Source organism: Comamonas testosteroni, assembly GCF_000761245.1.
Taxonomy (GTDB): Bacteria; Pseudomonadota; Gammaproteobacteria; order Burkholderiales; family Burkholderiaceae_C; genus Comamonas; species Comamonas testosteroni_C.
The window spans coordinates 201,188-223,737 of the sequence record NZ_AWOR01000046.1 but is presented as its reverse complement, the minus strand read 5'-3'; the positions used below and the strand labels follow the sequence as shown (position 1 = coordinate 223,737).

The 22,550-nt window shown below is 64.6% G+C and carries 21 protein-coding genes and 1 riboswitch; of the genes, 16 read left to right on the top strand and 5 right to left on the bottom strand.

The features are described 5' to 3' along the window. The first annotated feature begins 10 nt into the window (after positions 1-10). The 12 genes from P353_RS12355 (at position 11) to cobJ (ending at position 14,797) form a co-directional block, all read left to right on the top strand. Positions 11-1,060, top strand: a complete 1,050-nt coding sequence (locus P353_RS12355; RefSeq protein WP_113707714.1) for an ABC transporter substrate-binding protein — start codon at positions 11-13, stop codon at positions 1,058-1,060. Continuing rightward, positions 1,057-2,211 (top strand): FecCD family ABC transporter permease, encoded by a 1,155-nt coding sequence (locus tag P353_RS12350; RefSeq protein ID WP_113707713.1) that lies wholly within the window; start codon positions 1,057-1,059, stop codon positions 2,209-2,211. The genes P353_RS12355 and P353_RS12350 overlap by 4 nt, the downstream gene beginning before the upstream one ends. Beyond that, positions 2,211-3,026: an ABC transporter ATP-binding protein gene (locus tag P353_RS12345; protein ID WP_080750523.1), complete on the top strand. Its 816-nt coding sequence runs from the start codon at positions 2,211-2,213 to the stop codon at positions 3,024-3,026. Before P353_RS12350 ends, P353_RS12345 begins: the two co-directional genes overlap by 1 nt. Continuing rightward, positions 3,023-3,853, top strand: coding sequence for a (2Fe-2S) ferredoxin domain-containing protein (locus P353_RS12340; protein WP_034369609.1), 831 nt, complete (start codon positions 3,023-3,025; stop codon positions 3,851-3,853). The genes P353_RS12345 and P353_RS12340 overlap by 4 nt, the downstream gene beginning before the upstream one ends. A gap of 48 nt (positions 3,854-3,901) precedes the next feature. After that, positions 3,902-4,957, top strand: a complete 1,056-nt coding sequence (gene cobW / locus P353_RS12335; protein ID WP_034369606.1) for a cobalamin biosynthesis protein CobW — start codon at positions 3,902-3,904, stop codon at positions 4,955-4,957. Positions 4,958-5,021: 64 nt separating this feature from the next. Then, positions 5,022-8,858, top strand: coding sequence for a cobaltochelatase subunit CobN (gene cobN / locus P353_RS12330; RefSeq protein ID WP_034369604.1), 3,837 nt, complete (start codon positions 5,022-5,024; stop codon positions 8,856-8,858). Further along, the gene (locus P353_RS12325; RefSeq protein ID WP_034369601.1) at positions 8,855-10,069 is read left to right on the top strand and encodes an ATP-binding protein; all 1,215 of its coding nucleotides are present in this window, start codon (positions 8,855-8,857) and stop codon (positions 10,067-10,069) included. The genes cobN and P353_RS12325 overlap by 4 nt, the downstream gene beginning before the upstream one ends. 77 nt (positions 10,070-10,146) lie before the next feature. Continuing rightward, complete coding sequence (locus tag P353_RS12320; protein ID WP_034369600.1) at positions 10,147-10,737, top strand: vWA domain-containing protein; 591 nt, start codon at positions 10,147-10,149, stop codon at positions 10,735-10,737. Between the two features lie 172 nt (positions 10,738-10,909). Next, positions 10,910-11,149: riboswitch (cobalamin riboswitch) on the top strand. A 197-nt stretch (positions 11,150-11,346) separates the two neighbouring features. Next, complete coding sequence (locus P353_RS12315) at positions 11,347-12,618, top strand: nitrite reductase (RefSeq protein ID WP_232776454.1); 1,272 nt, start codon at positions 11,347-11,349, stop codon at positions 12,616-12,618. Beyond that, a complete protein-coding gene (locus tag P353_RS12310; protein ID WP_034369596.1) occupies positions 12,602-13,231 on the top strand; it encodes a precorrin-8X methylmutase in 630 nt (209 codons plus the stop codon). The genes P353_RS12315 and P353_RS12310 overlap by 17 nt, the downstream gene beginning before the upstream one ends. Before the next feature lie 11 nt (positions 13,232-13,242). Further along, positions 13,243-13,983, top strand: coding sequence for a precorrin-2 C(20)-methyltransferase (gene cobI, locus P353_RS12305; protein ID WP_034369595.1), 741 nt, complete (start codon positions 13,243-13,245; stop codon positions 13,981-13,983). A gap of 25 nt (positions 13,984-14,008) precedes the next feature. Continuing rightward, positions 14,009-14,797: a precorrin-3B C(17)-methyltransferase gene (gene cobJ, locus P353_RS12300; RefSeq protein ID WP_034369591.1), complete on the top strand. Its 789-nt coding sequence runs from the start codon at positions 14,009-14,011 to the stop codon at positions 14,795-14,797. Positions 14,798-14,828: 31 nt separating this feature from the next. Here the strand turns inward: cobJ and P353_RS12295 are convergent, their stop codons facing one another. Continuing rightward, positions 14,829-15,584 (bottom strand): cobalt-precorrin-6A reductase, encoded by a 756-nt coding sequence (locus P353_RS12295; RefSeq protein ID WP_080750521.1) that lies wholly within the window; start codon positions 15,582-15,584, stop codon positions 14,829-14,831. Between P353_RS12295 and cbiT the strand changes: the two genes are divergently transcribed. From cbiT to cobF, 4 genes are read left to right on the top strand one after another with little or no spacing between them, the layout of a single operon-like run. Continuing rightward, the gene (gene cbiT, locus P353_RS12290) at positions 15,577-16,773 is read left to right on the top strand and encodes a precorrin-6Y C5,15-methyltransferase (decarboxylating) subunit CbiT (RefSeq protein WP_034369587.1); all 1,197 of its coding nucleotides are present in this window, start codon (positions 15,577-15,579) and stop codon (positions 16,771-16,773) included. The genes P353_RS12295 and cbiT overlap by 8 nt on opposite strands. Further along, entirely contained in the window at positions 16,770-17,213 is a 444-nt protein-coding gene (locus P353_RS12285; protein WP_034369583.1) for a cobalamin biosynthesis protein, read from the top strand. Before cbiT ends, P353_RS12285 begins: the two co-directional genes overlap by 4 nt. Continuing rightward, complete coding sequence (gene cobM, locus P353_RS12280; protein ID WP_034369580.1) at positions 17,210-18,004, top strand: precorrin-4 C(11)-methyltransferase; 795 nt, start codon at positions 17,210-17,212, stop codon at positions 18,002-18,004. The genes P353_RS12285 and cobM overlap by 4 nt, the downstream gene beginning before the upstream one ends. Continuing rightward, positions 18,004-18,762 carry a precorrin-6A synthase (deacetylating) gene (gene cobF, locus P353_RS12275; RefSeq protein ID WP_034369578.1) on the top strand — a complete coding sequence of 253 codons (759 nt, stop codon included), beginning with the start codon at positions 18,004-18,006 and terminating at the stop codon, positions 18,760-18,762. Before cobM ends, cobF begins: the two co-directional genes overlap by 1 nt. 120 nt (positions 18,763-18,882) lie before the next feature. Here the strand turns inward: cobF and P353_RS12270 are convergent, their stop codons facing one another. The 4 genes from P353_RS12270 to P353_RS12255 form a co-directional block, all read right to left on the bottom strand. Next, positions 18,883-19,890: a LysR family transcriptional regulator gene (locus P353_RS12270; RefSeq protein ID WP_052084838.1), complete on the bottom strand. Its 1,008-nt coding sequence runs from the start codon at positions 19,888-19,890 to the stop codon at positions 18,883-18,885. 267 nt (positions 19,891-20,157) lie between these two features. Continuing rightward, complete coding sequence (locus P353_RS12265) at positions 20,158-20,958, bottom strand: amino acid ABC transporter permease (protein WP_034369576.1); 801 nt, start codon at positions 20,956-20,958, stop codon at positions 20,158-20,160. Next, a complete protein-coding gene (locus tag P353_RS12260) occupies positions 20,955-21,617 on the bottom strand; it encodes an amino acid ABC transporter permease (RefSeq protein WP_034369573.1) in 663 nt (220 codons plus the stop codon). The genes P353_RS12265 and P353_RS12260 overlap by 4 nt, the downstream gene beginning before the upstream one ends. A gap of 3 nt (positions 21,618-21,620) precedes the next feature. Further along, positions 21,621-22,523: a glutamate ABC transporter substrate-binding protein gene (locus P353_RS12255; RefSeq protein ID WP_034369569.1), complete on the bottom strand. Its 903-nt coding sequence runs from the start codon at positions 22,521-22,523 to the stop codon at positions 21,621-21,623. Positions 22,524-22,550: the final 27 nt, after the last annotated feature.

Sequence of the window (22,550 nt, the reverse complement as noted above, 5' to 3'; positions counted from 1 at the left end):
ATTTTTAGCCATGAAGTCCTTTAAATACATACGCCAGCAGCTCCTGTTACTGAAGCAACCGCTACGGTTTGTCGCACTGCTGGCTTCGGCAGCAGCGCTCAGCGCCTGCGGCGAAAGCCATCAGGCCGGCAGCACCCCGCAAGCCTCAGCCAGCAAGGCGGCAAAAACAGCGCTCACCATCGATGTCTGCACCCAGCCCGTGGTCTATGACAAAGTTCCGCAGCGTGCCGTGGTGCACGGCATCAATCTGCTGGAGATGTTTCTTGCCCTGGGCCTGCAGGACAGGCTGGTGGGCTATGGCGGTCTGCGCGACCTCAGCCGCCTGCCCACCGCCATGCAGCCGCTGCTGGCCGGCGTGCCCGATCTCTCCAGCCAGGGCATGAACCTGGAGACCTTGCTCAACGCCCAGCCGGACTTCGTCTTCAGCGGCTGGTCCTATGGCTTCAGACCAGGCCAGATCACTCCCGCCAGCCTCAAGGAGCTGGGCATTGCCAGCTATGTGCTCAGCGAATCCTGCATACGCCAGGTGGCTCGCGAGCGTGTTTCGCTGGAAGACACTTTCAACGACCTGCTTAACCTGGGCCGCATCTTTGACATCGAGGCACGCGCCCAAGCGCTGGTGGGCGATCAGCGCGCCCAGCTGCAGCGCGTGACCGATGCCCTCCAAAACGTGAGCCACAAACCCAAGGTCTTTGTGTTCGACAGCGGCACAGACATCCCCGTCACCACGGGCCGCTATGCCATGCCCCAGGCCATGATCGAGGCCGCTGGCGCAACGAATATCTTTGACGATCTGGACAGCAGCTGGATGCGCGGCAACTGGGAAGACGTGATTGCGCGCGAACCGGACTGGATCGTCATCGTCGACAACGACAGACCCACGCCCGACGGCAAACGCCAGTTTCTGCTGGCCAAGCCTGAGTTGGCCCACCTCAAGGCCATACGCGAGCAAAAGTTCGTGCTGCTGGAGTTTGCCGAAGCCACGCCCGGCCCGCGCAATGTCGCCGCCACCCAGCGCCTGGCCCATGCACTGCACCCCGAGCAAGTAAGCGAGCCATGATGCAGGCCACTGACACCACCACGGCAACTGCAGCGACCGACTCTTTCGCTGCTGCCAATACACCTACCAACGCGTTTATTCGCCAGCGCCGCCAACTGGCATTGTGGCTGGCGGCATTGATCGCGCTGCTGCTGCTGTCGCTCACGCTGGCCATCACGCTGGGGCCGGTGCGCATGGCACCACAACTGGCCTGGCAGATCACGGCGCATGAAATCGGCCAGCAGCTCAACAACCTGGGCTTGAACTTTGGTGGGTCCGGAGGTGACTGGACCGTGGCACAGCAACAAATCGTCTGGCGCGTGCGCCTGCCGCGCGTGCTGCTCGCAGCTCTGGCCGGAGCAGGCCTGGCCGTGGTGGGCGTGGCCATGCAAGCCATGGTGCGCAACCCCTTGGCCGACCCCTATCTGCTGGGAGTGTCGTCAGGCGCCTCGGTGGGCGCAGTCAGCGTTCTGGCCTTTGGCACGCTGGCCTTTGCGGGCGAGTTGGCCCTGCCGCTGGGCGCTTTTGGCGGCGCACTGGCCGCCTGCACCACGGTGTACTTTCTCGCCCATGCACACGGCCGGCTACTGGCCTCGCGCCTGATTCTGGGCGGTGTGGCCATTGCCTACTGTCTGGGCGGCGTCACCAGCCTGATCGTGCTCACGACCGATCAGCGCGAGCTGGCTAACTCGGTGCTGACCTGGACGCTGGGCAGCCTGGCCGGCACGCGCTGGGACGAACTAGGCCTGCCAGCCTTGCTGCTGCTGGCGGGCGTGGTGCTGCTGCTGACGCAGGCGCGCTCACTCAATGCCCTGCTCGCGGGCGAAGAAACCGCCATGACCCTGGGCGTGGACACCACACGCACAAGGCGCTGGCTGTTTGTGCTGGTCTCTCTGGTCACTGGCGTGCTGGTGGCGCTGACAGGCCCAATCGGCTTTGTGGGCCTCATCGTGCCCCATGTCACGCGCATGCTGGTCGGGGCCGAGCATCGCAGCGTGCTGCCCGTGGCGGCGCTGGTGGGCGCCATCTTCCTGGTCTGGGTCGATGTGTTCTCGCGCATCAGCTTTGCTCCTGCCGAGGTGCCCGTGGGCGTCATCACCTCGCTGCTGGGCGGCCCCTTCTTTGTCTGGATGCTGTGCCGCAAGAATGCCAGGGAAAGACTGAGCCTGTGATGTTCCAAGCCCATCAAGCTCAGGCACCCAGCCAGTGCAAGCTGCTTTTGCAGGCCAGTCAGCTCAACTTTCAGGCCGCAGCGGCGCACATCGTGCGCGATGTCAGCATGCAGGTGAGCAGCGGCCAGTTCGTGGGCCTGCTCGGGCCCAACGGCAGTGGCAAGTCCACGCTGCTGCGCATGATCTACCGCATCCTCAAGCCCGCAAGTGGCACGGTTTTCATGCAGGAGCGCGACGTCTGGCGGCACAGTGCCCGCGACAACGCCCGTGCCATGGCCGTGCTGGCACAGGAAAATGCCAACGAGTTCGATCTGCGCGTGCGCGATGTGGTGCTGATGGGGCGCACGCCGCACCAAAGCGCCTTTGACAAGGACAGCGCGCAAGACTTTGCCATCGTCACCCAGTCGCTGGCGCGGGTACAGGCCCTGTCACTGGCCGAGCGCATGTTTTCCACACTCTCGGGCGGTGAAAAGCAGCGCGTGCTCATGGCCCGCGCACTGGCCCAGCAGGCACCGCTGCTGGTGCTGGATGAGCCCACCAACCATCTCGACGTGCGCCACCAGTTCGAGCTGATGAATCTGATTCGCGGCCTGAGCCTGACCACTTTGGCCGCTCTGCACGAGCTGCCGCTGGCCGCGCATTACTGCGACCGCATCTACCTTTTGCAGCACGGTGCGCTGGTGGCGCAAGGCACTCCAGCCGAGGTGCTGACGCCCGAGACCATTGCCCGTGTCTACGGCGTGCACGCCCAGGTGCACACCAGCGCACGCACGGGCAAGCCCGTGATCGAATTCATGCCGGATGAGCTGCTATGACCCAGACCTGCACTGAGCCCACGCCCTCTTTACCTGCAGCCAACGCCGACCTGGCCATCGTACTGCTCAGTCGCGGTGCGGCCTATGCGGGCGGCCTGACGGAACTGAGCGACCTGGCAACGCAGCTTGAGGCCCGGCTGGCTGCCGCACAAGCGCCTGTGCTGCGTGTGCAACCCGCCTTTGTGGACCGAGCACAGCCTGCCTTGCCCGAAGCGCTGGACCTGTGCGCCGATGCCGATCAGATATTGATCCTGCCTGTCATGGTGCCCGACGAGCCTTCGCTGCGCCGCTGGCTGCACAAGCTCATCATGCGCTGGCGCGCCAAGCAACAGGCTTCAGGGCAACCCGGCAAACACGCCCCTCGCATCGTGTTTGCTCAACCCCTGCTGCAGTTGCCGGCGTTGGCCGAGCTGCTGGCCACCACCATTCCCAGCGCGCTGCAGCAGCCCGAGGTGCCACAATTGCTGGCCGATGAGGACTGGGAGCGCGACCCCAAAGCCTGGTCCCAAGTGCCGGAGCACCAGCACCATGTGCTGTGGTGCGTGGGCCCGCGCTGCGCGGCCAAGGGAGCCGTCGCGCTGTGGCCGCAACTGGCGCGCACCGTGCAGCAAAACCCACTGCTCAAAAAGCAGGTGATGCTGCTGCAAACCAGTTGCCAGTACCCGTGCAACCATGGCCCGCTGATGATCGCCTACCCCGAAGGCGTGTGGTATGGCCCCATGGATGCCACGACGATCGAGCCCGTACTAACAGCCCATGTGCAGCAGCAGGACTGTCCCCACGAACACCTGCGCGTGCATGGACCACAGCCTGCACTGCACGAATAAGTTTTCCCTGTCGAATTTCCCTGTTGATTCCCATCCGGAGAGTGATCCATGCAAACCACCAAAATCCCCGCCACCATCGTCACCGGCTTTCTCGGCAGCGGCAAGACCACGCTGATGCGCCATATTCTCGAGCAGGCCAAGGGCCTGCGCGTGGCGGTCATCGTCAACGAGTTCGGCGAACTGGGCATTGACGGCGAAATCCTCAAGACCTGCGCCATAGGCTGCAAGGAAGAAGGCGGCGCGGATATGCAGTCGGGCCAGATCTACGAGCTGGCCAACGGCTGCATGTGCTGCACCGTTCAGGAAGAGTTCTTCCCCGTCATGAAGGCTCTGGCCGAGCGCCGCGCCGACATCGATGTGCTGCTGATCGAAACCAGTGGTCTGGCCCTGCCCAAGCCCCTGGTCCAGGCCTTCCAGTGGCCCGACATCGCCAATGTCTTCACTGTCGATTCGGTGGTCACCGTGGTCGATACGCCCGCTGCGGCCGCCGGCCAGTTTGCCCATGACCCGCATGCCGTCGACGAACAGCGTCAGGCCGACCCCAATCTGGACCATGACGCCAGCCTGCATGAGCTGTTCGAGGATCAGCTCTCGGCCGCCGACCTGGTGGTGCTGTCCAAGGCCGATCTGGTCACGGCCGAGCAACTCGGCCAGGTACGTGCCCTGGTGGCCGAAGAAGTACCTGCCAGCGTGAAGATGATCGAAGCCGTGCAGGGCCAGGTGCCCTTGAACGTGCTGCTGGGCCAGCATCGCGCCGCCGAGCTGTCGATCGACGACAAGCACAGCCACCATGACCATGACGAAGACCATGACCACGATGCCTTCGACTCCCTGCACCTGGACCTGGGTGCCGTGGACCGCGAGCGTCTGATGCAGGCGTTGCAAGCCATCGTGGAGCAACATGGCGTGCTGCGCGTCAAGGGCTTTGCCGCTCTGCCTGGCAAGAAGATGCGTCTGCTGGTGCAGGGCGTGGGCCGCCGTTTTGATGCCTATTTCGACCGTGCCTGGACCGTGGGCGAGACTGCCGCTACGCGCCTGGTATTCATTGGCAAGCAACTCGACGCCGCCGTGCTGCAGCAGGCGCTGAAAAGCGCCGAAGTCTGAGAAATTAGCCGAAACCGGCTCTAGCCCTTTGCTGAAAAGCGCCATCAGCTACTGTTTTTGAACCATGCACCTGCTCAGCTCCCGCCCCGGCGGCTTTGTCGAAGACGACAGCATCGTCACCCGTCTGGACCAGACGCCTGCCGACATGGTGGTGCTCAGCTCTGCCGACACCACGCTGTCGCTGCTGGCAGATGCCTACCGGATATGGCTGCAGGCCGAGCCCCAGGCCGCTGGGTCCACGCCCACGCTACGCCTGGCCAACCTGCTGCATCTACGCCAGAGCGCCTCGCTCGATCTGTATATCGACGAGGTGCTGCAGCATGCCAGGCTGGTCATCGTCGATCATCTGGGAGCCGAGTCCACCTGGCCCTACGGCATCGAGCAGTTGCAAAAGCTGGCGCGCCGCAAGGGCCAGAAGCTGGCCATGTTCTCGGGCGACAACCAGGAAGATCCGGAGCTGCTGGCCAAAGGTACGCTGGAGCCCGAGCAAAGCCGTGCGCTGTGGCAATACCTGCGCGCCGGCGGTCTGGGCAATGCCCGCGAGTTCCTGCGCATGGCGGCAGCCTGGGGCCTGAACCAGGGCCGCGAGGCAGCGCCCGTGCGGGTGCTGCCCCCCGTGGCCGTGCATGTACCACAGGCCTGGATGGATGACGATGCAGGGCATCTTCCGGGCCTGGACGACCTGCAGGCACGCTGGACGCCTGGAGCACCCGTGGCCATGCTGGTCTTCTACCGCTCGCACCTGCTGGCGGCCAATACCGAGGCCTTCGATGCCATGGCCGAGGCCCTGCTCGCGCGCGGCCTGAACCCGCTGCCGCTGGCCCTGGAGTCGCTCAAGGACGGGTTGTGCCTGCAGACGCTGCGCTCCCTGTGCATCACCCACCAGGTGCAGATCATTCTCAACACCACGGCGTTTGCGGCTCTCGGAGAACATGCGCGCACCGGCGAGGCGGCCGACGCGCTGGCCGGCGACATTCCCGTGCTGCAGGTCATCGCCAGCGGCAGCAACCGCGAAGACTGGCTGGCCGACAGCCAGGGCCTGCGCCCGCGCGACATTGCCATGCAGGTGGTGCTGCCCGAGATGGACGGCCGCATCATGACGCGCGCCATGAGCTTCAAGGGCCTGGCCCATCGCTGCGAGCTGACGCAGACCGATGTGATCAGCTACCAGGCCGAGCCCGACCGCGTCGCCTGGATTGCCGAGCTGGCCTGGCGCTGGTGCCGGCTGCGCAGCAAGCCTGCAGCTCAGAAGAAGGCCGCGCTGATACTGGCCAACTACCCGGGCAGCGAGGCACGCATGGGCAGCGGTGTGGGTCTCGATACGCCGGAATCCGTCATTGCCCTGCTGGATCAGCTGGCACGTGACGGCTGGCAGCTGGGAGATGCTGCTGCGCGGCCCGACTGCGGCCTGGCGCTGATGGGCCTGCTGCAGCAAGGCATCGCCAATGACCCCAAAAAATGGCCGCTGCGCCCTGCAAGCCAGGGCTATTCGCTGCAGGCCTATCAACAGCGCCTGGCACAGCTGCCCGGCGACATGGCCCAGACCATAGCCGAGCGCTGGGGTGCGCCCGAGCAAGACCCCATGCTGCGCGATGGCTGGTTCATGATTGCCGGCCTGCAGCTGGGCCATGTCTTCGTGGGCATACAGCCCGCACGCGCGCTCGACGGGCGCAATGACTACGCCAGCTATCACGACGCCGAGCTGGTGCCGCCCCATCACTATCTTGCGTTCTACTTCTGGCTGCGCGATGTGTTTGGCGTGGACGCCATGGTCCATGTGGGCAAGCATGGCAATCTGGAATGGCTGCCGGGCAAGAGCCTGGCGCTGTCGCAGCAATGCTGGCCCGATGCCATTCTCGGCCCGCTGCCGCATGTCTATCCCTTCATCGTCAACGACCCCGGCGAAGGGGCGCAGGCCAAGCGCCGCAGCCAGGCCGTCATCATCGACCATCTGATGCCGCCGCTCACGCGCGCCGAAAACCACGGCCCCATGCAGGAGCTGGAACGCCTGGTGGACGAATACTACGAAGCCCTGCTGGTCGATCTGCGCCGCTCCAGCCTGCTGCGCAAACAGATTCTGGACTGCGCCAGACAGCAGGATCTGCTGCGCGAGCTAGGCCTTGAAGCTGCGAGCGCGCAACCCGATGCCGACGAGCAGTTGCTGGAACGCATCGATGCCTATCTGTGCGAACTCAAGGAAACCCAGATCCGCGACGGTCTGCATATCTTCGGCAGCTCGCCACAGGGCCAGCTGCGCGAATCCACCCTGCTCTCGCTGGCGCGCTATCCGGGCAGTGGCGGCGACGAGCAAGGCCTGCTCAACGCGCTGACTACCGACCTGCTGCCGGACATGGACTGGAACCCGCTGGACATGGATGCCGCAGCCCCCTGGAATGGCCCACACCCGGCCGCGCTGCAGCAGCAGGATGCCGGCACCTGGCGCCATGGCGGCGACACGCGCGAGCGGCTCGAGCTGCTGGCCTTGCAGGTCATTGCCAATCCCGCGCTGGCCCGCGACTGGCCGCACACACGACAAGTGCTGACGCGCATAGAGCAGCAGATTGCACCTTCACTGGACGCCTGCGGCCCACAGGAGCTACTGCAGTTCTCGCGCGCACTGCAAGGTCGCTTTGTGCCGCCCGGGCCCAGCGGCTCGCCCTCGCGCGGGCGCTGCGACACCTTGCCCACGGGGCGCAACTTCTACACCGTGGATACCCGTGCCGTCCCCACCCAGACTGCCTGGGCGCTGGGGCAGCAGTCCGCACAGCGCCTGCTGGAGCGCTATCTGCAGGAGCATGGCGAATATCCTCAGGCCATCGGTCTTTCCGTCTGGGGAACAGCCACCATGCGTACCGGCGGCGACGATATCGCCCAGGCCTTTGCCCTGATCGGGGTGCGTCCCAAATGGGCGGCCGGCAGCCAGCGCGTGACCGACTTCGAAATCATTCCTGCCGTGGGCCTGCGTCGCCCGCGCGTTGACGTGACGCTGCGCATCAGCGGCTTTTTCCGCGATGCCTTTCCCAACGTGGTGCAGATGTTCGATGCCGCGGTACGTGCCGTGGCCGAGCTGGATGAGGACGCCGAGGACAACCCTATCCGCTCCCGCATGCTGCGTGACACGCAAACTGCCATGGACCAGGGCCTGAGCGCCGACGCGGCCCGCGAACAGGCGCTGTGGCGCGTTTTCGGAGCGCCCACCGGCAGCTATGGTGCCAGCATGCATGAGATGCTGCGTACCGGCCAGTGGACCGATGCGGGTGACTTTGCTCGCCACTACCTGCACTGGGGTGCCTATGCCTACGGCCAGCAGGCCGATGGCGTGCCGGCCCGCGCCGCGCTGGAGCGGCGTCTGCAGGCACTCGATGTGGTGCTGCAGAACCAGGACAGCCGCGAGCATGACCTGCTGGACTCCAGCGAGTACTACCAGCATCAGGGCGGCATGGTGGCGGCCGTGCGCCACCTGGGCGGCGGCGAGCCTGCCATCTATCATGGCGACCATGGCAATCCTCAGTCTGCCAAGATCCGCTCCCTGGCCGAGGAGATCGGCCGTGTGGTGCGCGCCCGAGTCACCAACCCCAAGTGGATTGCGGGCGCCATGCGCCACGGCTACAAGGGCGCCTTCGAGATGGCGGCCACAGTGGACTATCTGTTCGGCTTCGATGCCACCACAGCGCTGGTCTCGGACCAGCATTACGCCATGGTCACCCAGGCTTATGTCGAAGACGAGAGCGTGCGCCAGTTTCTGCGCCAGCACAATCCTCAAGCGCTGGGCGATATCGTCTCGCGCCTGCTGGAGGCCATAGACCGCGGCATGTGGGAGCAGCCTGGCGAACATCACCAGAGCCTGCTGGCCCAGATGCTGGAGCACGAAGAATTCATGGAAGGACAACTTTCCCAATGAGCCCGAACCACGATCCGGCACCCGTATTCCCACTCTCTGCCATACAGGGGCAGCCCACCCTGGTACAGGCCCTGCTGCTGGCCGCGATAGAGCCGCAACTGGGCGGCGTGCTGATCCGGGGGCCGCGCGGCACGGCAAAGTCCACCGCGGCCCGTGCGCTGGCAGATCTGCTGGCCCCTGCGCCTTTCGTCACCCTGCCGCTAGGTGCCTCCATCGAGCATGTGACCGGCAGCCTGGACCTGTCCAAGGCGCTTTCGGGCCACGAAGTGGGCTTCGCTCCAGGGCTGATCGCCAAGGCGCACGACGGCGTGCTCTATGTCGATGAAATCAATCTGCTGCCCGATGCCATCGTCGATGTGCTGCTTGACGTGGCTGCCTCCGGCATCAATCGCATAGAGCGCGACGGCATCTCGCACAGCCATGCCGCGCGCTTTGTGCTGATCGGCACCATGAACCCCGAGGAAGGCATGCTGCGCCCGCAGCTGCTGGACCGCCTGGGCCTTTGTGTGCAATTGGACAATGCCCAGGACCCGCAGCTGCGCAGCAGCATCGTCAAGGCCAGGCTGCGCTTTGACCTGGACCCCCAGGGCTTTGTGCAATCCCATGCGTCCCGCCAGCAGGAGATTCGTCAACAGCTGGCGCAGGCCCGCAGCCGTTGCCGCAATCCCTCGGAGCTGGCATGGAGCGATGCCATCCACGAGGCCGTGGCCCTGCAGTGCATTGCCGCCCAGGTCGACGGGCTGCGCGCCGACCTGGTCATGCTTCGCGCTGCACGCGCCCTGGCGGCCTGGCAAGGCAGTCACAGCATCACGCCAGCACATGTGGCCGAAGTCGCGCCACTGGTGCTGCAGCATCGCGCCAGCCAGTCCCCCCCGGACAGCGCCAGCCAGCTGCGGCAGCCCCCCGCAGCCACGCCTTCCGCCCAGCCGCCGGCAACGCCTGCCACACCGTCGGGCACGGGCGGAGCAGGCCGCACAGAGCCTGATACCCAGGCGCCAGCCTCTCATTCACCGGCCACCCGCGAGCCCGGCGCCACGAGCTCCTTGCCTCAAGATGCTGGCCCGGGCCTCGAACAGCCGCCTGCCGGCTGGGGCCAGGCTCAAGCCGTGAGCAGCGTCGTCTTCGAGGCTCAACAGGCCGACGCCATGGCACAGGCAGCCCTGGAGGCCCTGGCCGCAAAAAAAGCCCGAGCCTCCGGTCCGCTGCGCTGAGCGGCGGCCGGGGGCAAGTCGGCTCCGAAAACCATGGCCTCTCCCTGGCCAGCCATGCTGCACCCAGCATCCACAAGATGCCAGGGGCGAGCATTGACTGGACTGCCACCCTGCGCCAGCGCCAGGGGCTGCCACTGGCCCCCGCACATCTGCGCTGGCGCCAGCCCGAGGGAGCTGTGCGCAGGCAACACCTGTTCCTGCTGGACTGCTCGGCTTCCATGGTGGAGAGCGGCGCATTTGCCCAGGCCAAGGGCTTGCTGCTGCAGTGGTTGCGCCGGGCCTATCTGCAGCGCGAATCCGTGGCCCTGCTGTGCTTCGGCGCAGGACAGCTGCATTGGCTGCTGGAGCCCACGCGGGCGCCACGCTGGAATGCCGATCTGATCGAGCCACTGCGCGGCGGTGGCGGCACGCCGCTGGCCCATGCCCTGCAGTCAGGCTGGCAGATGGCGGCCAGATACTCCCGGCAACCATCCTGCCTGTGGCTGCTCAGCGACTTCCGCAGCCCCGATGTGCTGCAGCTGGAGCGCGGGCCTGTACCTGTCGTGGCACAGATTCTGGTGGACTGTGAAATCGCTGCGGGCCAGAACAGGCGTCTGTTTGGCGGTGCCGAGCGGCTGACAAAGGCCTGGCCGGATACGCTGCGACTTCCGCTGAAATTCACCCAATAAAAGACCTCAACAAATTAACGATAAAGCGTTTATTGCTATCTATTTTGATAGCCGCCTGATAGGACATCACGCCAGCTCGCCGGCCCATCTGATCGATATCCGGTCGTTGCGCAGGCGGCAGGAAAGCGGCTGCCAAGCCGATGAATTGGGCCGTGTGCACCAGGTTATCGCGTAAGATCGCGCCACCACAGGTGCCTCATGGCGTGCTCTGCGCGCGGAGGTGAAACGAGAAGCAGGTGAATGGAATCTCCACCAATCCTGCACTGCACCCGCAACGGTAATCAGAGAGATGGAGATGCAAGCCCTGGCCCACGGCCACGGCTGCCACTGCGCAAGCGGGAAGGCGCATCGACATGCCACCCCCAGGTGGGCTCTGTAAGTCCGGAGACCGGCCTGGTGTGTACAAGGCGCAGCGGGATTGCATGTGGCTTGTGATCTGCCAGCGCCCGCGTGCGGCTCATCACCTCTTCATTTCCCTCTGCACATTTTGTTTGTCTGGCCCGGGTATCGGCCAAACCGACCGTGGATGACCTATGTTGCATGGAATTTGCCAGTCAGATTTGTCCCAGTGGGCCGGCCGTGCCCTGGCCTCGTCGCCTGGAGCAGCGCTTGTCCAGCCCTGAGACCATCCAGATTCGCGGCTGGTGTCCAAGCACCTGGAAGCCCATGCAGGCACAGGACGGCTGGATCGTTCGCGTGCGCCCTCGCTGCGCGTCACTCACCGCTGCTCAGTGGCTGGTACTGGCCGAGCTCGCACGAACCCATGCCTCGGGGCAGATCGAGCTGACCCGCCTCGGCAATCTGCAATTGCGCGGCGTACATGAGTCGTCCCTGCCTGCCTTGCGCGCAGCGCTCGTTGCCTCCAGACTGGCCCCTGCCGATGAACAGACAGATCTGGCGCCTGCCGTGCATTGCACGCCGTTCTATGCCAGAGGAGATCGCACCCATGCGCTGGCTCTGGCGCTTTCTGTGGCGGCGGCGCGTGATCTGACTCCCCTGGCCCTGCAACAGCAGGACATGCCGGCCCTGCCCGGCAAATTTGACATGCTGGTCGACGATCCGCGGTGCCATCTCCAAAGCCTGAGCTCCGACCTTCAGCTATGGGCCTGCGCCGATGGACGCTATGGGCTTGCCCTGGGCCAATCGGCAGACTGGTACGGTTTCGAGAGCGCACCGGCGGCCGTCCAGGCCGCCATACGGATTGCCCTGTGGTTTGCCCGTGAGCGCAGCGCGCAGGCCGCAGGCCGATTGCGCGGCCTTGCAAAGCCCATCGACCTTCAGGCCTGCGGACTCGCCAGGGCCAGCCATCACCTTGAGCTCCGCACTCAGGACACGACCACTGCCAGGCCGTTGCGGCCCGGAGCGCTCAACCCTCACGGCCTGCTGCTGGGCACCCCGCTGGGGCGCCTGGACGCATGGGCCATACAGAAGCTGGCGGCTCTCATGCCCGAACAGGCGGAGATCCGGGTCACGCCCTGGAAATCTTTGCTGCTGCCGAACAAGCACCTGGATTCACTGCCTGCCCGGCTCGATGCCAGGGACTGGATCAGCCAGCCTACGGATGTGCGCCTGCGGGTCTCGGCCTGTACCGGCGCCCCCAACTGCCCTCAGGCCCATATCCCGGCCCAGCCCATGGCCTTGCAATTCGCCAGCTCACAGGCGGCGGACCGGCATCTTCATATCAGCGGCTGCGCCAAGCTCTGCGCCCTGCCTGCCGATGCAACAAATGTGGTGTTTGCCAGCCAGGACACAGCGGGCCAGATATGGCTGCACGCCAGCCCCGCCGAGGCGCAACCGTCGGCCCGGGCCTCCATTCCCTATCGGCCTCTGAACTCCGATCCTCACGAGATACAGCAACAACTCAATGACCTACAACTATGAAAAGTGCGGTGAAGAGATTTACCGGCAATCGTTCAGCATCATCCGCCGCGAGGCCGATCTCAAGCGCTTCAACCCCGTGGAAGAGCGGGTCGCCTGCCGCATGATTCACGCAGCCGGCATGGTGGAGCTGGCCTCGCATATCCATTTCTCCCCGACCTTTGCCGAAGCAGCGGAAGCCGCGCTGCAGCGCGGAGCACCCGTGCTCTGCGATGCACGCATGGTCAGCGAGGGCATCACGCGCAAGCGCCTGTCGGCTCAGAACTCCATCATCTGCACCCTGCAGGACCCGCGTGTGCCAGCGCTGGCCGCCGACATGGGCAACACCCGAAGCGCCGCAGCACTGGAGCTGTGGCGCGAGCATCTGGACGGTGCCGTGGTCGCCATCGGCAATGCTCCCACGGCCCTGTTTCATCTACTCCATATGCTGCAGGACCCGCACTGCCCGCGCCCGGCCGCCATCGTCGGCTGCCCGGTCGGCTTTGTGGGAGCTGCGGAGTCCAAGGACGCGCTGCGCGAATGGGGGCAGATCCCGTTTGCCATCGTGCAAGGGCGCCTCGGCGGCTCCGCCATCACGGTTGCCGCCATCAACGCGCTGGCAACCACGGTGGAGTAGGAAGAGTCACCATGAATCAAGGAAAAATCTTCTGCGTGGGACTGGGTCCCGGCGATCCCGACATGATGAGCGTGAAGGCCGACCGCCTGCTGAGAAACGCCCGTCATGTGGCCTACTTCCGCAAGCGCGGTCACCCGGGCAAGGCGCGGCAACTGGTCAATGGCCTGCTGCATGCCGAGGTCACGGAGTACCCGATGGAGTACCCGCTGACCACGGAGATTCCGCACGACGACCCCCGCTATATCGCCCAGCTGTCCAGCTTCTATCAGGACTGGCAGTCCAGGCTGACGGAGCTCACGCGCAGCGAGGATGTGATCGTGCTCTGCGAAGGCGATCCATTCTTCTACGGCTCCTTCATGCACCTCTATGTGCGCCTGCGCCAGGCGGCACAGGTGACGGTGGAGGTGCTGCCCGGCATACCCGGCATGGTGGGCTGCTGGCATGCCACCGGAATTCCCATGACCTGGGGTGACGATGTGATGAGCGTGCTGCCCGCGACCCTGCCCGATACGCCACTGCGTGAGCATATGGCGCGCTCGGACGCGCTGGTCATCATGAAGGTGGGACGGCATCTGGGCCGCATCCGTGCGCTGCTGATCGAGCAAGGCAAGCTGGAGCGTGCCTGGCTGGTCATCAACGGCACCATGAGCGATCAGCAGGTCATGCCGCTGCGCGATGCGCCCGAGCGCTGCCCTTATTTCGCCATCATCGTCGTGCATGGCCAGGGCCGCCGCCCGGCCAATGACATGTGATCGCGCCGCCATGAGCAAGACCTCAATGCCTCCACAACTATTGGTGCTGGGCCTGGGCCCCGGCGATGATGCCCTGCTGACGCAGCAGGTGCTCGACAGCATTGCCAGCGCCAGCGATGCATTCGGCTACTTTCCCTATGTGGCGCGGCTACAGGGTCTGGAACATCTGCAGCTGCATGCCAGCGACAACCGAGAGGAGCTCGAGCGTGCGCGCAATGCCTTGAATCTTGCAGCCCAGGGCCGCAAGGTGCTGATGCTCTCGTCGGGCGACCCGGGCGTATTCGCCATGGCCAGTGCCGTGTTCGAGACGCTGGAGCAGGCCAGCCCCGAGGAGCATGCCCGCTGGCAGGGCGTGGACGTGCAGGTGCAGCCGGGCATCACCGCCATGCTGGCAGCGGCAGCGCGTCTGGGCGCCCCCTTGGGACATGACTTCTGCACCATCAATCTGTCCGACAACCTCAAACCCGCCAGCATCATCGAGCGCCGCATCCGTCTGGCCGCCCAGGCCGATTTCGCCATGGCCTTCTACAACCCCTGCTCCCGATCGCGCCCCGAGGGCTTCTCGCGCGCCCTGCAGGTGCTTCAGCAGGAATGCGAGCCCGAGCGCCTGATCTGCTTTGCCCGCAACGTCAGCCGCCCCGATGAGACACTGCGGGTCGTGAAGCTGCTGGATGCACGGGCCGATATGGCCGATATGCGCACGGTGGTGATCGTGGGCAACAGCCAGACCCGCCAGGTGGGCAAGCATGTCTACACCCCGCGCAGCTATGAAGCCTGCAGCAGCGCAGCTTCCATCGTGAGCGACCATGCCTGAGTACACGCAAGGTCCTGCCGGGCAAAAGTGCTCAGCAGCGCTGCCGGTCCAACCACTCCATGGCCTGTTGCGGGCTTTGGCACTGGGTGCGCGGCTCCAGCACCGGTCTGTCGACCATGATGACGGCAATGCCCAGTTGCCGCGCGGCCTCGATCTTGGCATAGGTGTCTGCTCCACCGGCGTTCTTGCTGACTATGCAGTCGATGCGGTACTTCCCGAGCAGCGCCAGTTCATCGGCGAGTTGAAACGGACCGCGCGCCACGATCAGCTCATAGCTGGATGCCGGCAAAGGCAAGGCACCACCCTCCTGGTCGATGACGCGCAGCACAAACTGGTGCTCGTCGGCCAGCCCCACAAACGCCGCCAGCTGCTTGCGTCCAATGGCCAGAAATACCCGCTTGAGCATAGGGCTCAGGATCTTGGCGGCCGCCGCCATATCCGGCACATGCTGCCATTGATCGCCGGGCCGGGCCTGCCAGGCTGGCCGCTCCATGGACAGCAAGGGCAGATTCAGTCGGGCGCAGGCCGCGATGGCATTGGCACTCATCTGTGCGGCGAACGGGTGGGTGGCGTCAATGACATGGGTGATGTGATGCGCACTCAGGTAATCGACCAGCCCCTGCACGCCGCCAAAGCCGCCCACACGCACCGGCAGGGCCGGAGTACGGCGCGTCTGGGTGGCCCCCGCATAGGAATAGATGGCTTGCACCCCGGCCTCATGCAGCAGCGTGGACAAGATATAGGCATCGAAAGTGCCGCCTAACAGGAGAACTTGGGTCATGGCCAATCCGTGGCTTTCAATTATCGGAATTCATCCGTCAGGGCTGGAAGGCCTGAGCCCCGCAGCGCGACAAGCCCTGGATGATGCCAGTGTTGTGTTCGGCAGTCCGCGTCATCTGGCCCTGGCGCAAGCAGGAGCGCGTGGCAGAGCCTGGCCGATCCCCTTCAGCGTTGAGCCCGTGCTGCAGCTGCGCGGACATCAAGGCGTGGCCGTACTGGTGTCCGGCGATCCGTTTCACTTCGGTGCCGGGGCATCGCTGGCCAGGCACCTGGAGTTGGGTGAGTGGCGCAATTACCCTCAAGCCTCGACATTTTCCTGGGTTGCGGGCGAGCTGGGCTGGTCCCAGGAGCGTACCCATTGCCTGGGCCTGCATGCCCGCAGCCTGAGCAGCCTGACGCCTCTGCTGGCGCCTCAAGAGCGCTTTATCTGCCTGTTGCGTGACGGCCCGGCCGCTCACACCCTGGCGCAGTGGCTGCTGCAGCAGGGCTGGGGCGACAGCCCCCTGTGGCTGGTGGAGCAGGCAGGCAGCGATCAGCAGGACGTCCGCAGTGGCACGGCGCGCGAGCTGGCTTCGCTGTTGGCAACCCAGCCGGCCAAGCCCCCTGTGACTGCGGCTTTCGAAGCGCGCGGCGGAAAAGGTCTGTCCCAGGTACCAGGCCGGCCCATCAGCGAGTTTGCCCATGACGGGCAGATCACCAAAAGCCCGGTGCGGGCCATGACGCTGGCCGCGCTGGCTCCGCGCCAAGGCGAGTGGCTCTGGGATCTGGGTGCGGGCTCGGGCTCGGTCGCCGTCGAGTGGTGCCTGGCTGGTGGCCAGGCCATCTGTGTGGAGCAGCATGCCGCGCGTGCGGCCAATATTGCGCAGAACGCTGAGCGCTATGCGGCAGCGATCGAAGTGGTTCATGAGCACGCCCTGGCAGCCCTGCCCCGTCTGCAGCCAGAGCCTCAGGCCGTTTTTGTCGGCGGAGGCTTTAGCGCCGAGCTGTTCAATGCCCTGTGCATGCGCCTTCCCGGGCCCTGGCGGCTGGTGGTGAATGCTGTGGCGCTGCACACCCAGGCGCTGCTGCTGGAGCTGCACCGCACGCATGGCGGCCAGTTGTATCAACTGCAATGGAGCGAAGCACAGAGCCTGGGCAGCATGCATTCCTGGACCCCGGCCCGCCCCCTGGTGCAGTGGGTCTGGAGCAGCCAATGAGATATTTGTTCGCAGGCTGGGGCTTTCAAGCCGGCGCTCTGCCTCAATCATTCGAAAGCTGCTGGACCCAGGCCCACCAGAGGCTCGAGAGCGCAGATTCAGCGCCCTGCCGCTGGACCTTTGCCCTCCTGGCCAGCAAAAGCCAGACCTCAGCGGCACGCGCCTTGCAGGACTGGGCGAGACGGATCCCGGGCCATATCGACTGGAAGACCTGTGCCGAAAGCGAGATTGCGCATATCGCCACACCATCCCATTCCGCAAGATTGCAGCAGCGCTTTGCCACGGGCAGCGTTGCAGAAGCTCTGGCCTTGCAAGCCGGCGCCGCCCTGACCCATCGCCGGCTGCTAGTGCTGCGCACCGTCTCGGCAGACCGACGTGCGACGCTGGCGATTGCCGGCTTGCCGCTGCCCACACCATTTATCCCTGGAGTTTTGCCTTGACCGTTCATTTCATCGGAGCCGGCCCCGGTGCGGCCGACCTCATCACCGTTCGCGGACGTGATCTGCTAGCTGCCTCGCCTGTGTGTCTGTACGCAGGCTCGCTGGTACCCAGCGAGTTGCTGGCGCACTGCCCTGCAGGTGCCCGTCTCGTCAACACCGCCCCCATGTCGCTGGAAGACATCGTGGCCGAAATCCAGACCGCACACGAGCAAGGGCTGGATGTTGCCCGCCTTCATTCCGGTGACCTGAGCATCTGGTCTGCCATGGGTGAGCAGTTGCGCGCCCTGCGCGAGCTGAATATCCCCTACACCGTCACGCCCGGTGTCCCCGCTTTCAGTGCTGCAGCCGCTGCTCTGGAGGCCGAGCTGACTTTGCCTGGCTCCTGCCAATCGGTGGTGCTGACACGTACCTCGGGCCGGGCGTCGAGCATGCCGGACGGCGAAACCCTGGCCGCCTTCGCGGCGACCGGCGCCGTACTGGCCATTCATCTGTCGGTCCATGTAGCCGAGCAGGTGCAGCAGGAACTCATCAGCCACTACGGCCCGGATTGCCCGGCAGCCATTGTCTGGCGCGCCTCATGGCCGGACGAGCAACTGCTGCGCACCCGCGTGGGAGATATCGCCAGCACAGCCCAATCCAATCCGCTGCAGCGCAGCGCACTGATTCTGGTCGGGGCCACACTGAGCCAGCAGGATTTCGGCAGCAGCCGGCTCTATGCCAATGACTATGATCGCCGCTATCGGCCGCGCGGCGACGAACCACGCTTTCCTTGCGGAGCTGAGGGCGCCTGATGCTGGAGCTGTTCCTGATCGGCATCGGCACCGGCAACCCCGATCACCTCACCCGGGAAGCCGAGAAAGCGATTCGCAGCGCCGACCTGGTTCTGCTGCCACACAAGGAGGACAGCAAGGCCGAGCTGGCCCAGGTCCGCCTGTCGCTGCTGCAAAGCCTGGCCGTGGACGAGAGCCGAATTGCGCACTTCGATATGCCACAACGCCGCCAGCAGGGATCGGACTACGACCAGCAGGTGGATGAGTGGCACGACGCCATTGCACGGCGCTGGCAAGCCAGTCTTCAGGACCGTCTGTCTGACCGCTCGGGGCGTGTGGCCCTGCTTGTCTGGGGCGACCCCGCCCTCTACGACAGCACGCTGCGCATTGCCGCGCGTCTGGGCCTAGCCCACGAACAGGTGCGCGTCGTGCCAGGCATCACATCCATGCAGGTGCTGTGCAGTGCCCACGGCATTGCACTCAACGAAATCGGCGAGCCCTTTCTGATCACCACCGGTCGCCAACTGCGCGAAAACGGCTGGCCATCCGGGGTGAACACCCTGGTCGTGATGCTGGATGGCCAACGCAGCTATGAACAGCTGAAAGACACCGATGTCGACATCTACTGGGGCGCCTATCTGGGCATGCCACAGCAATTGCTCATGCATGGCCGGCTTTGCAATATCGCGCCAGACATCACCAGCAGACGCGCCCAGGCCCGCGAGCAAAATGGCTGGATCATGGACATCTACCTGCTGCGCAGGGTCGCGGCCCCCTGACCCTGGGTTGCCAAGGCGCATCCCAGTCGCCTGGCAGGCACGCCCGATCAGCGCGCGGAGCGCTTCATGTCTGCAAGGTATCGATAGCCCGGGGCGTTCAGCCTGCTTGCCGGTAACCGTCTATGCGGATGCCGGTGCTGCAGCATGAGGCAGCTTGAGCCGATGCCAGAGCCTGAGCATCTCCTGCAGCAGCGCTGGCGCATGGTCTGTACGATACACCGCACCCAGCGGCGGCAAGCCACCCTCGATACGCACATCCAGCGCACGCACACGCCCCTGGGAACGCAGTCCCGGAAGAATGCTGCGGGGTACCAGCGATACGGCCCCAGGCTGGGTGAGCAGGCCCTCGAGCACTGGCAGGGACACAGTGGAGGCAGGAAACCAGGAGGCATCCTCCAGTACGGGCAGCACCTCGGTCTCTACGATATTGCGCACCGCGATGCCAAAGCTCGGCAGCACCCAGCGCGCGCCCCTCAAGGCAGGCAGCGGCACATCGCGCCGCCCGACCAACGGATGATCAGCATCCGCAATCACCACGGCCGCATCCAGCAACAGCGGCTCGAAGGAAAACTCCACGGGCAAAAGCTGGGGTTGGCGACAGAACACCACATCTAGGCCCGAAGCCATGAGCTGCGACAGCAAAGGGGCGCTGGCGTCCTCATGCACATCCACATAGACCTGCGGGTGCGCCTCGTAAAAGCGTGGCAGCAACTGGGACAGCACCGAGAGCGCAGCTGCCGGAATGGCCCCGAGGCGTAACGCTGCCGAAGCCCCGCGACGGATGGAGGCCAGCGATTCGGACACTTCCTGCAATCCCACCAGCATGCTGCGTGCCGCATCGATCAAAGCCTGGCCTGCCACTGTGGGCCGCATGCCGCGCGCATGGCGCTCGAACAGCTTGATGCCCAGCACCCGCTCCAGCTCGGCCAGGGCCTGGGTAGCCGCTGACTGGCTCATGTTCAGCTCCACTGCCGCCTGCATGACCGAGCCGCATTGCTGCAAAGCCAGCAAAAGCTGCAACTGACGCAGCCGCACCTGCTTGACCATCCGGGAAAAGAGCAAGCGGCCCTCGGGGCTTGCAGCCCCTGCTCCGGCCGGTATCTGAGAAAAAGAAGAGTCAGCAGCCATGATTTCAACGGGTGTCGATCGCTTCCACAAAGTTCGTTGCAGCGTCTCGCCAACGCTGGCACCGAACACCGCCGGTGCTCGAGAGCCAGCCGCTCGCATCGAGCATCGAAATGACCGTGATGAGGATGGTTTGCACGCATCTGACCATGCATTCACTCCTGCTTGAGCGTTCGCAAGAAACGCCGCGACACCGCATTGTCGTGGCAATTGCCCCGTCTGCTGATGACAGAGCGCCGTACCAGCCGCCCGCGAACCTCCTGAGAGCGATCAATGCATGGGCCTGCCCAGTCGCTGGCTCGCCTTTGAAATCGCATAGTTCACAAGGCAGTAAAGCGCCGCCACGACCAGGTACACCGGCACCAGCGAGTGGTAGTTCGCTATGAGCACCTTGGCGTTCTGCATGAGTTCACCATAGGTGACGACATAGCCGAAGGTGGTGTCCTTGACCACGATGACCAGTTGCGCAACCAATGCCGGAACAATGTAGCGAAGGGCCTGAGGAAAGACGACGAAGAAAAAGACCTGAACTTCGGTCAATCCCAGGCTTCGCGCGGCATCGGTCTGGCCGCGCGGAACGGCGAGCACGCCCGCGCGGTATACCTCGGCAACCACGGCTGCGGTACTCAAGCCTATGGGCAAGGTCAGCATCCAATAGGTGCTCAGCTTGATCCCGACCGATGGCAGCACCAGAAAGCAAACATAGATAAGCAGCAGCGTCGGCGTGCCGCGCAGGAACTCGATGACAGCAATGCTGGGCCAACGCATCAGCCTCAGCCGCGACAGCCGTCCCAGCAGCAGCACCAGCCCGAGGGCCAGAGAAATGACCGCGGCCATCGCCGACGATGCCAGCGTGCCGAGCAGACCTTTGGCAAGAAAGCTCCAGGTCGTCGGCCAGGCAAAGAATTCCCAATACGGAGCATCGAGCTGCCCTGCCGAATGGAAGCGGAACACGATTGCCATCGCCAGCAAAAGCAGCACGGCTGCGGCGATCGCGCTCACCACGTTGGTGACGGCCCGGGCCTGGCGGCCTGGCGCAGCAAACAAAATTTCTTCCAGAGAGCGGCTCATCGCAGTATCCGCACTTTCTTTTCCAGAGCCGCGCCGGCCCAGGCGATGAGCAGGCCTGTCGCGACATACATCGTGGCAGCCACAGCGAACGCAGCAATGCCCAGCGCCGAGTCGTTGGCGATCTTGGATACGAGCGCGGTGAGCTCCCGACCTGGAAACGGCAGCTGCGACGCCAGAGAGGTTGACAGCATCAATGCAATCAGCAGCGAAGTCATCGGCTGCACCACCGAACGCAGCGCCTGCGGCAAGACCACAGCAGAAACAATCTGCAGCGGCCGCATGCCCAGGCTGAGTGCAGCCTCGATCTGGCTGCCGGGAATGGTGTTGATACCCGAGCGCAGGTAGTCCGCCGTGAATGCGGAGCAGACCAGCGTCAGCGTCAGGATCACGCTGGGCTCATAGTCGATCACGATGTTGAGATCGGGTAGCGCGAAAACGATGAAGATCAGCAGCGCTACGCTGGGAATATTGCGGAAGATCTCGACGTAGACGCTCAGAGCCCAGCGCAGCGGCGGCAGGGGCATAAGCCTGAGCACCGCGACGAGCACGCCCAGCAGGACGCCAGGCACGAAGGACACTAGCGTGAGCTTCCATGTCAGCAACAAGGCCTGCCAGAAGGCAGGCCCATGGTCGGCCAAAAGCCTCGAAACCTCACCCATTGTTCAAGGCAGAGCTGGCGGCGTCGGAACAGTCGTGCTACCGGTACGCTGCCCTATGGAGATGGTCCAAAGTTTGGCCCAGGTACCGTCAGCCTCCAGCTTCTTCAGAAAGGCATTGATAAATGCTACGCCGTCCGAGCCCTTGGGCAGTCCCACGCCATAAGGGTCCTGCGCGCCGAATGGCGCACCCGCCAGCCGCGCGTTGCTGGTGCCAAGGCTCAGGGCGTTGAGCAGCAGCGTGTAATCGGTCACGTAGGCATCCACGCGCCCCTGACGCAGTGCGTCGAGGGCTTCCTGATGTGTCTGAAACTCTTGCACGACAGCCTTGGGGGCATACTGAGCCAATATCGCAGGCCCCGTGGAGCCCGCTTGCGTAGCCACCTTCTTGCCGCCCAGGTCGTTGTAAGACTGAACCGTCTTGTTGCCCGACTTGACCAGCACACCGGACTGCGATGTGTAGTAAGGGCCGGCAAACGAGATCTTCTCGGCGCGAGCAGGAGTGATGGAGTAGGTGGCGAAGACCATGTCCACCTGATTATTGATAAGCACCTGCTCACGCGTGGACGAGGTCACCTGCGTGAACTGGTACTTGGAGGCGTCGCCCAGAATGTAGCGAGTGATGAGCTGGGCCAGACCCAGGTCAAAGCCGCGGATCTTTCCGTCTTTCTCATTGAGCAGCGAGAAAAGATTCGAGGTTTGCGTGCTGCCCAGGCGCAGCGTGCCAGCCTGTTTGATCTTGCTGGCCCAGGTGCTCGATGCGATGGTCGCCGCATCGGCCACAGGCCCCTGCGCAACCAGTGCGTCATAGGCCGCTGCATTGATGGGAGTGCCCTGTGCGAAAAGCGACCCACCGGTCACGATCGTCAGTGCCACCACGGTGGATTTCAGAATGGATTTGATCGACATGCGGTCTTCTTGGATGGTCTGCGACGC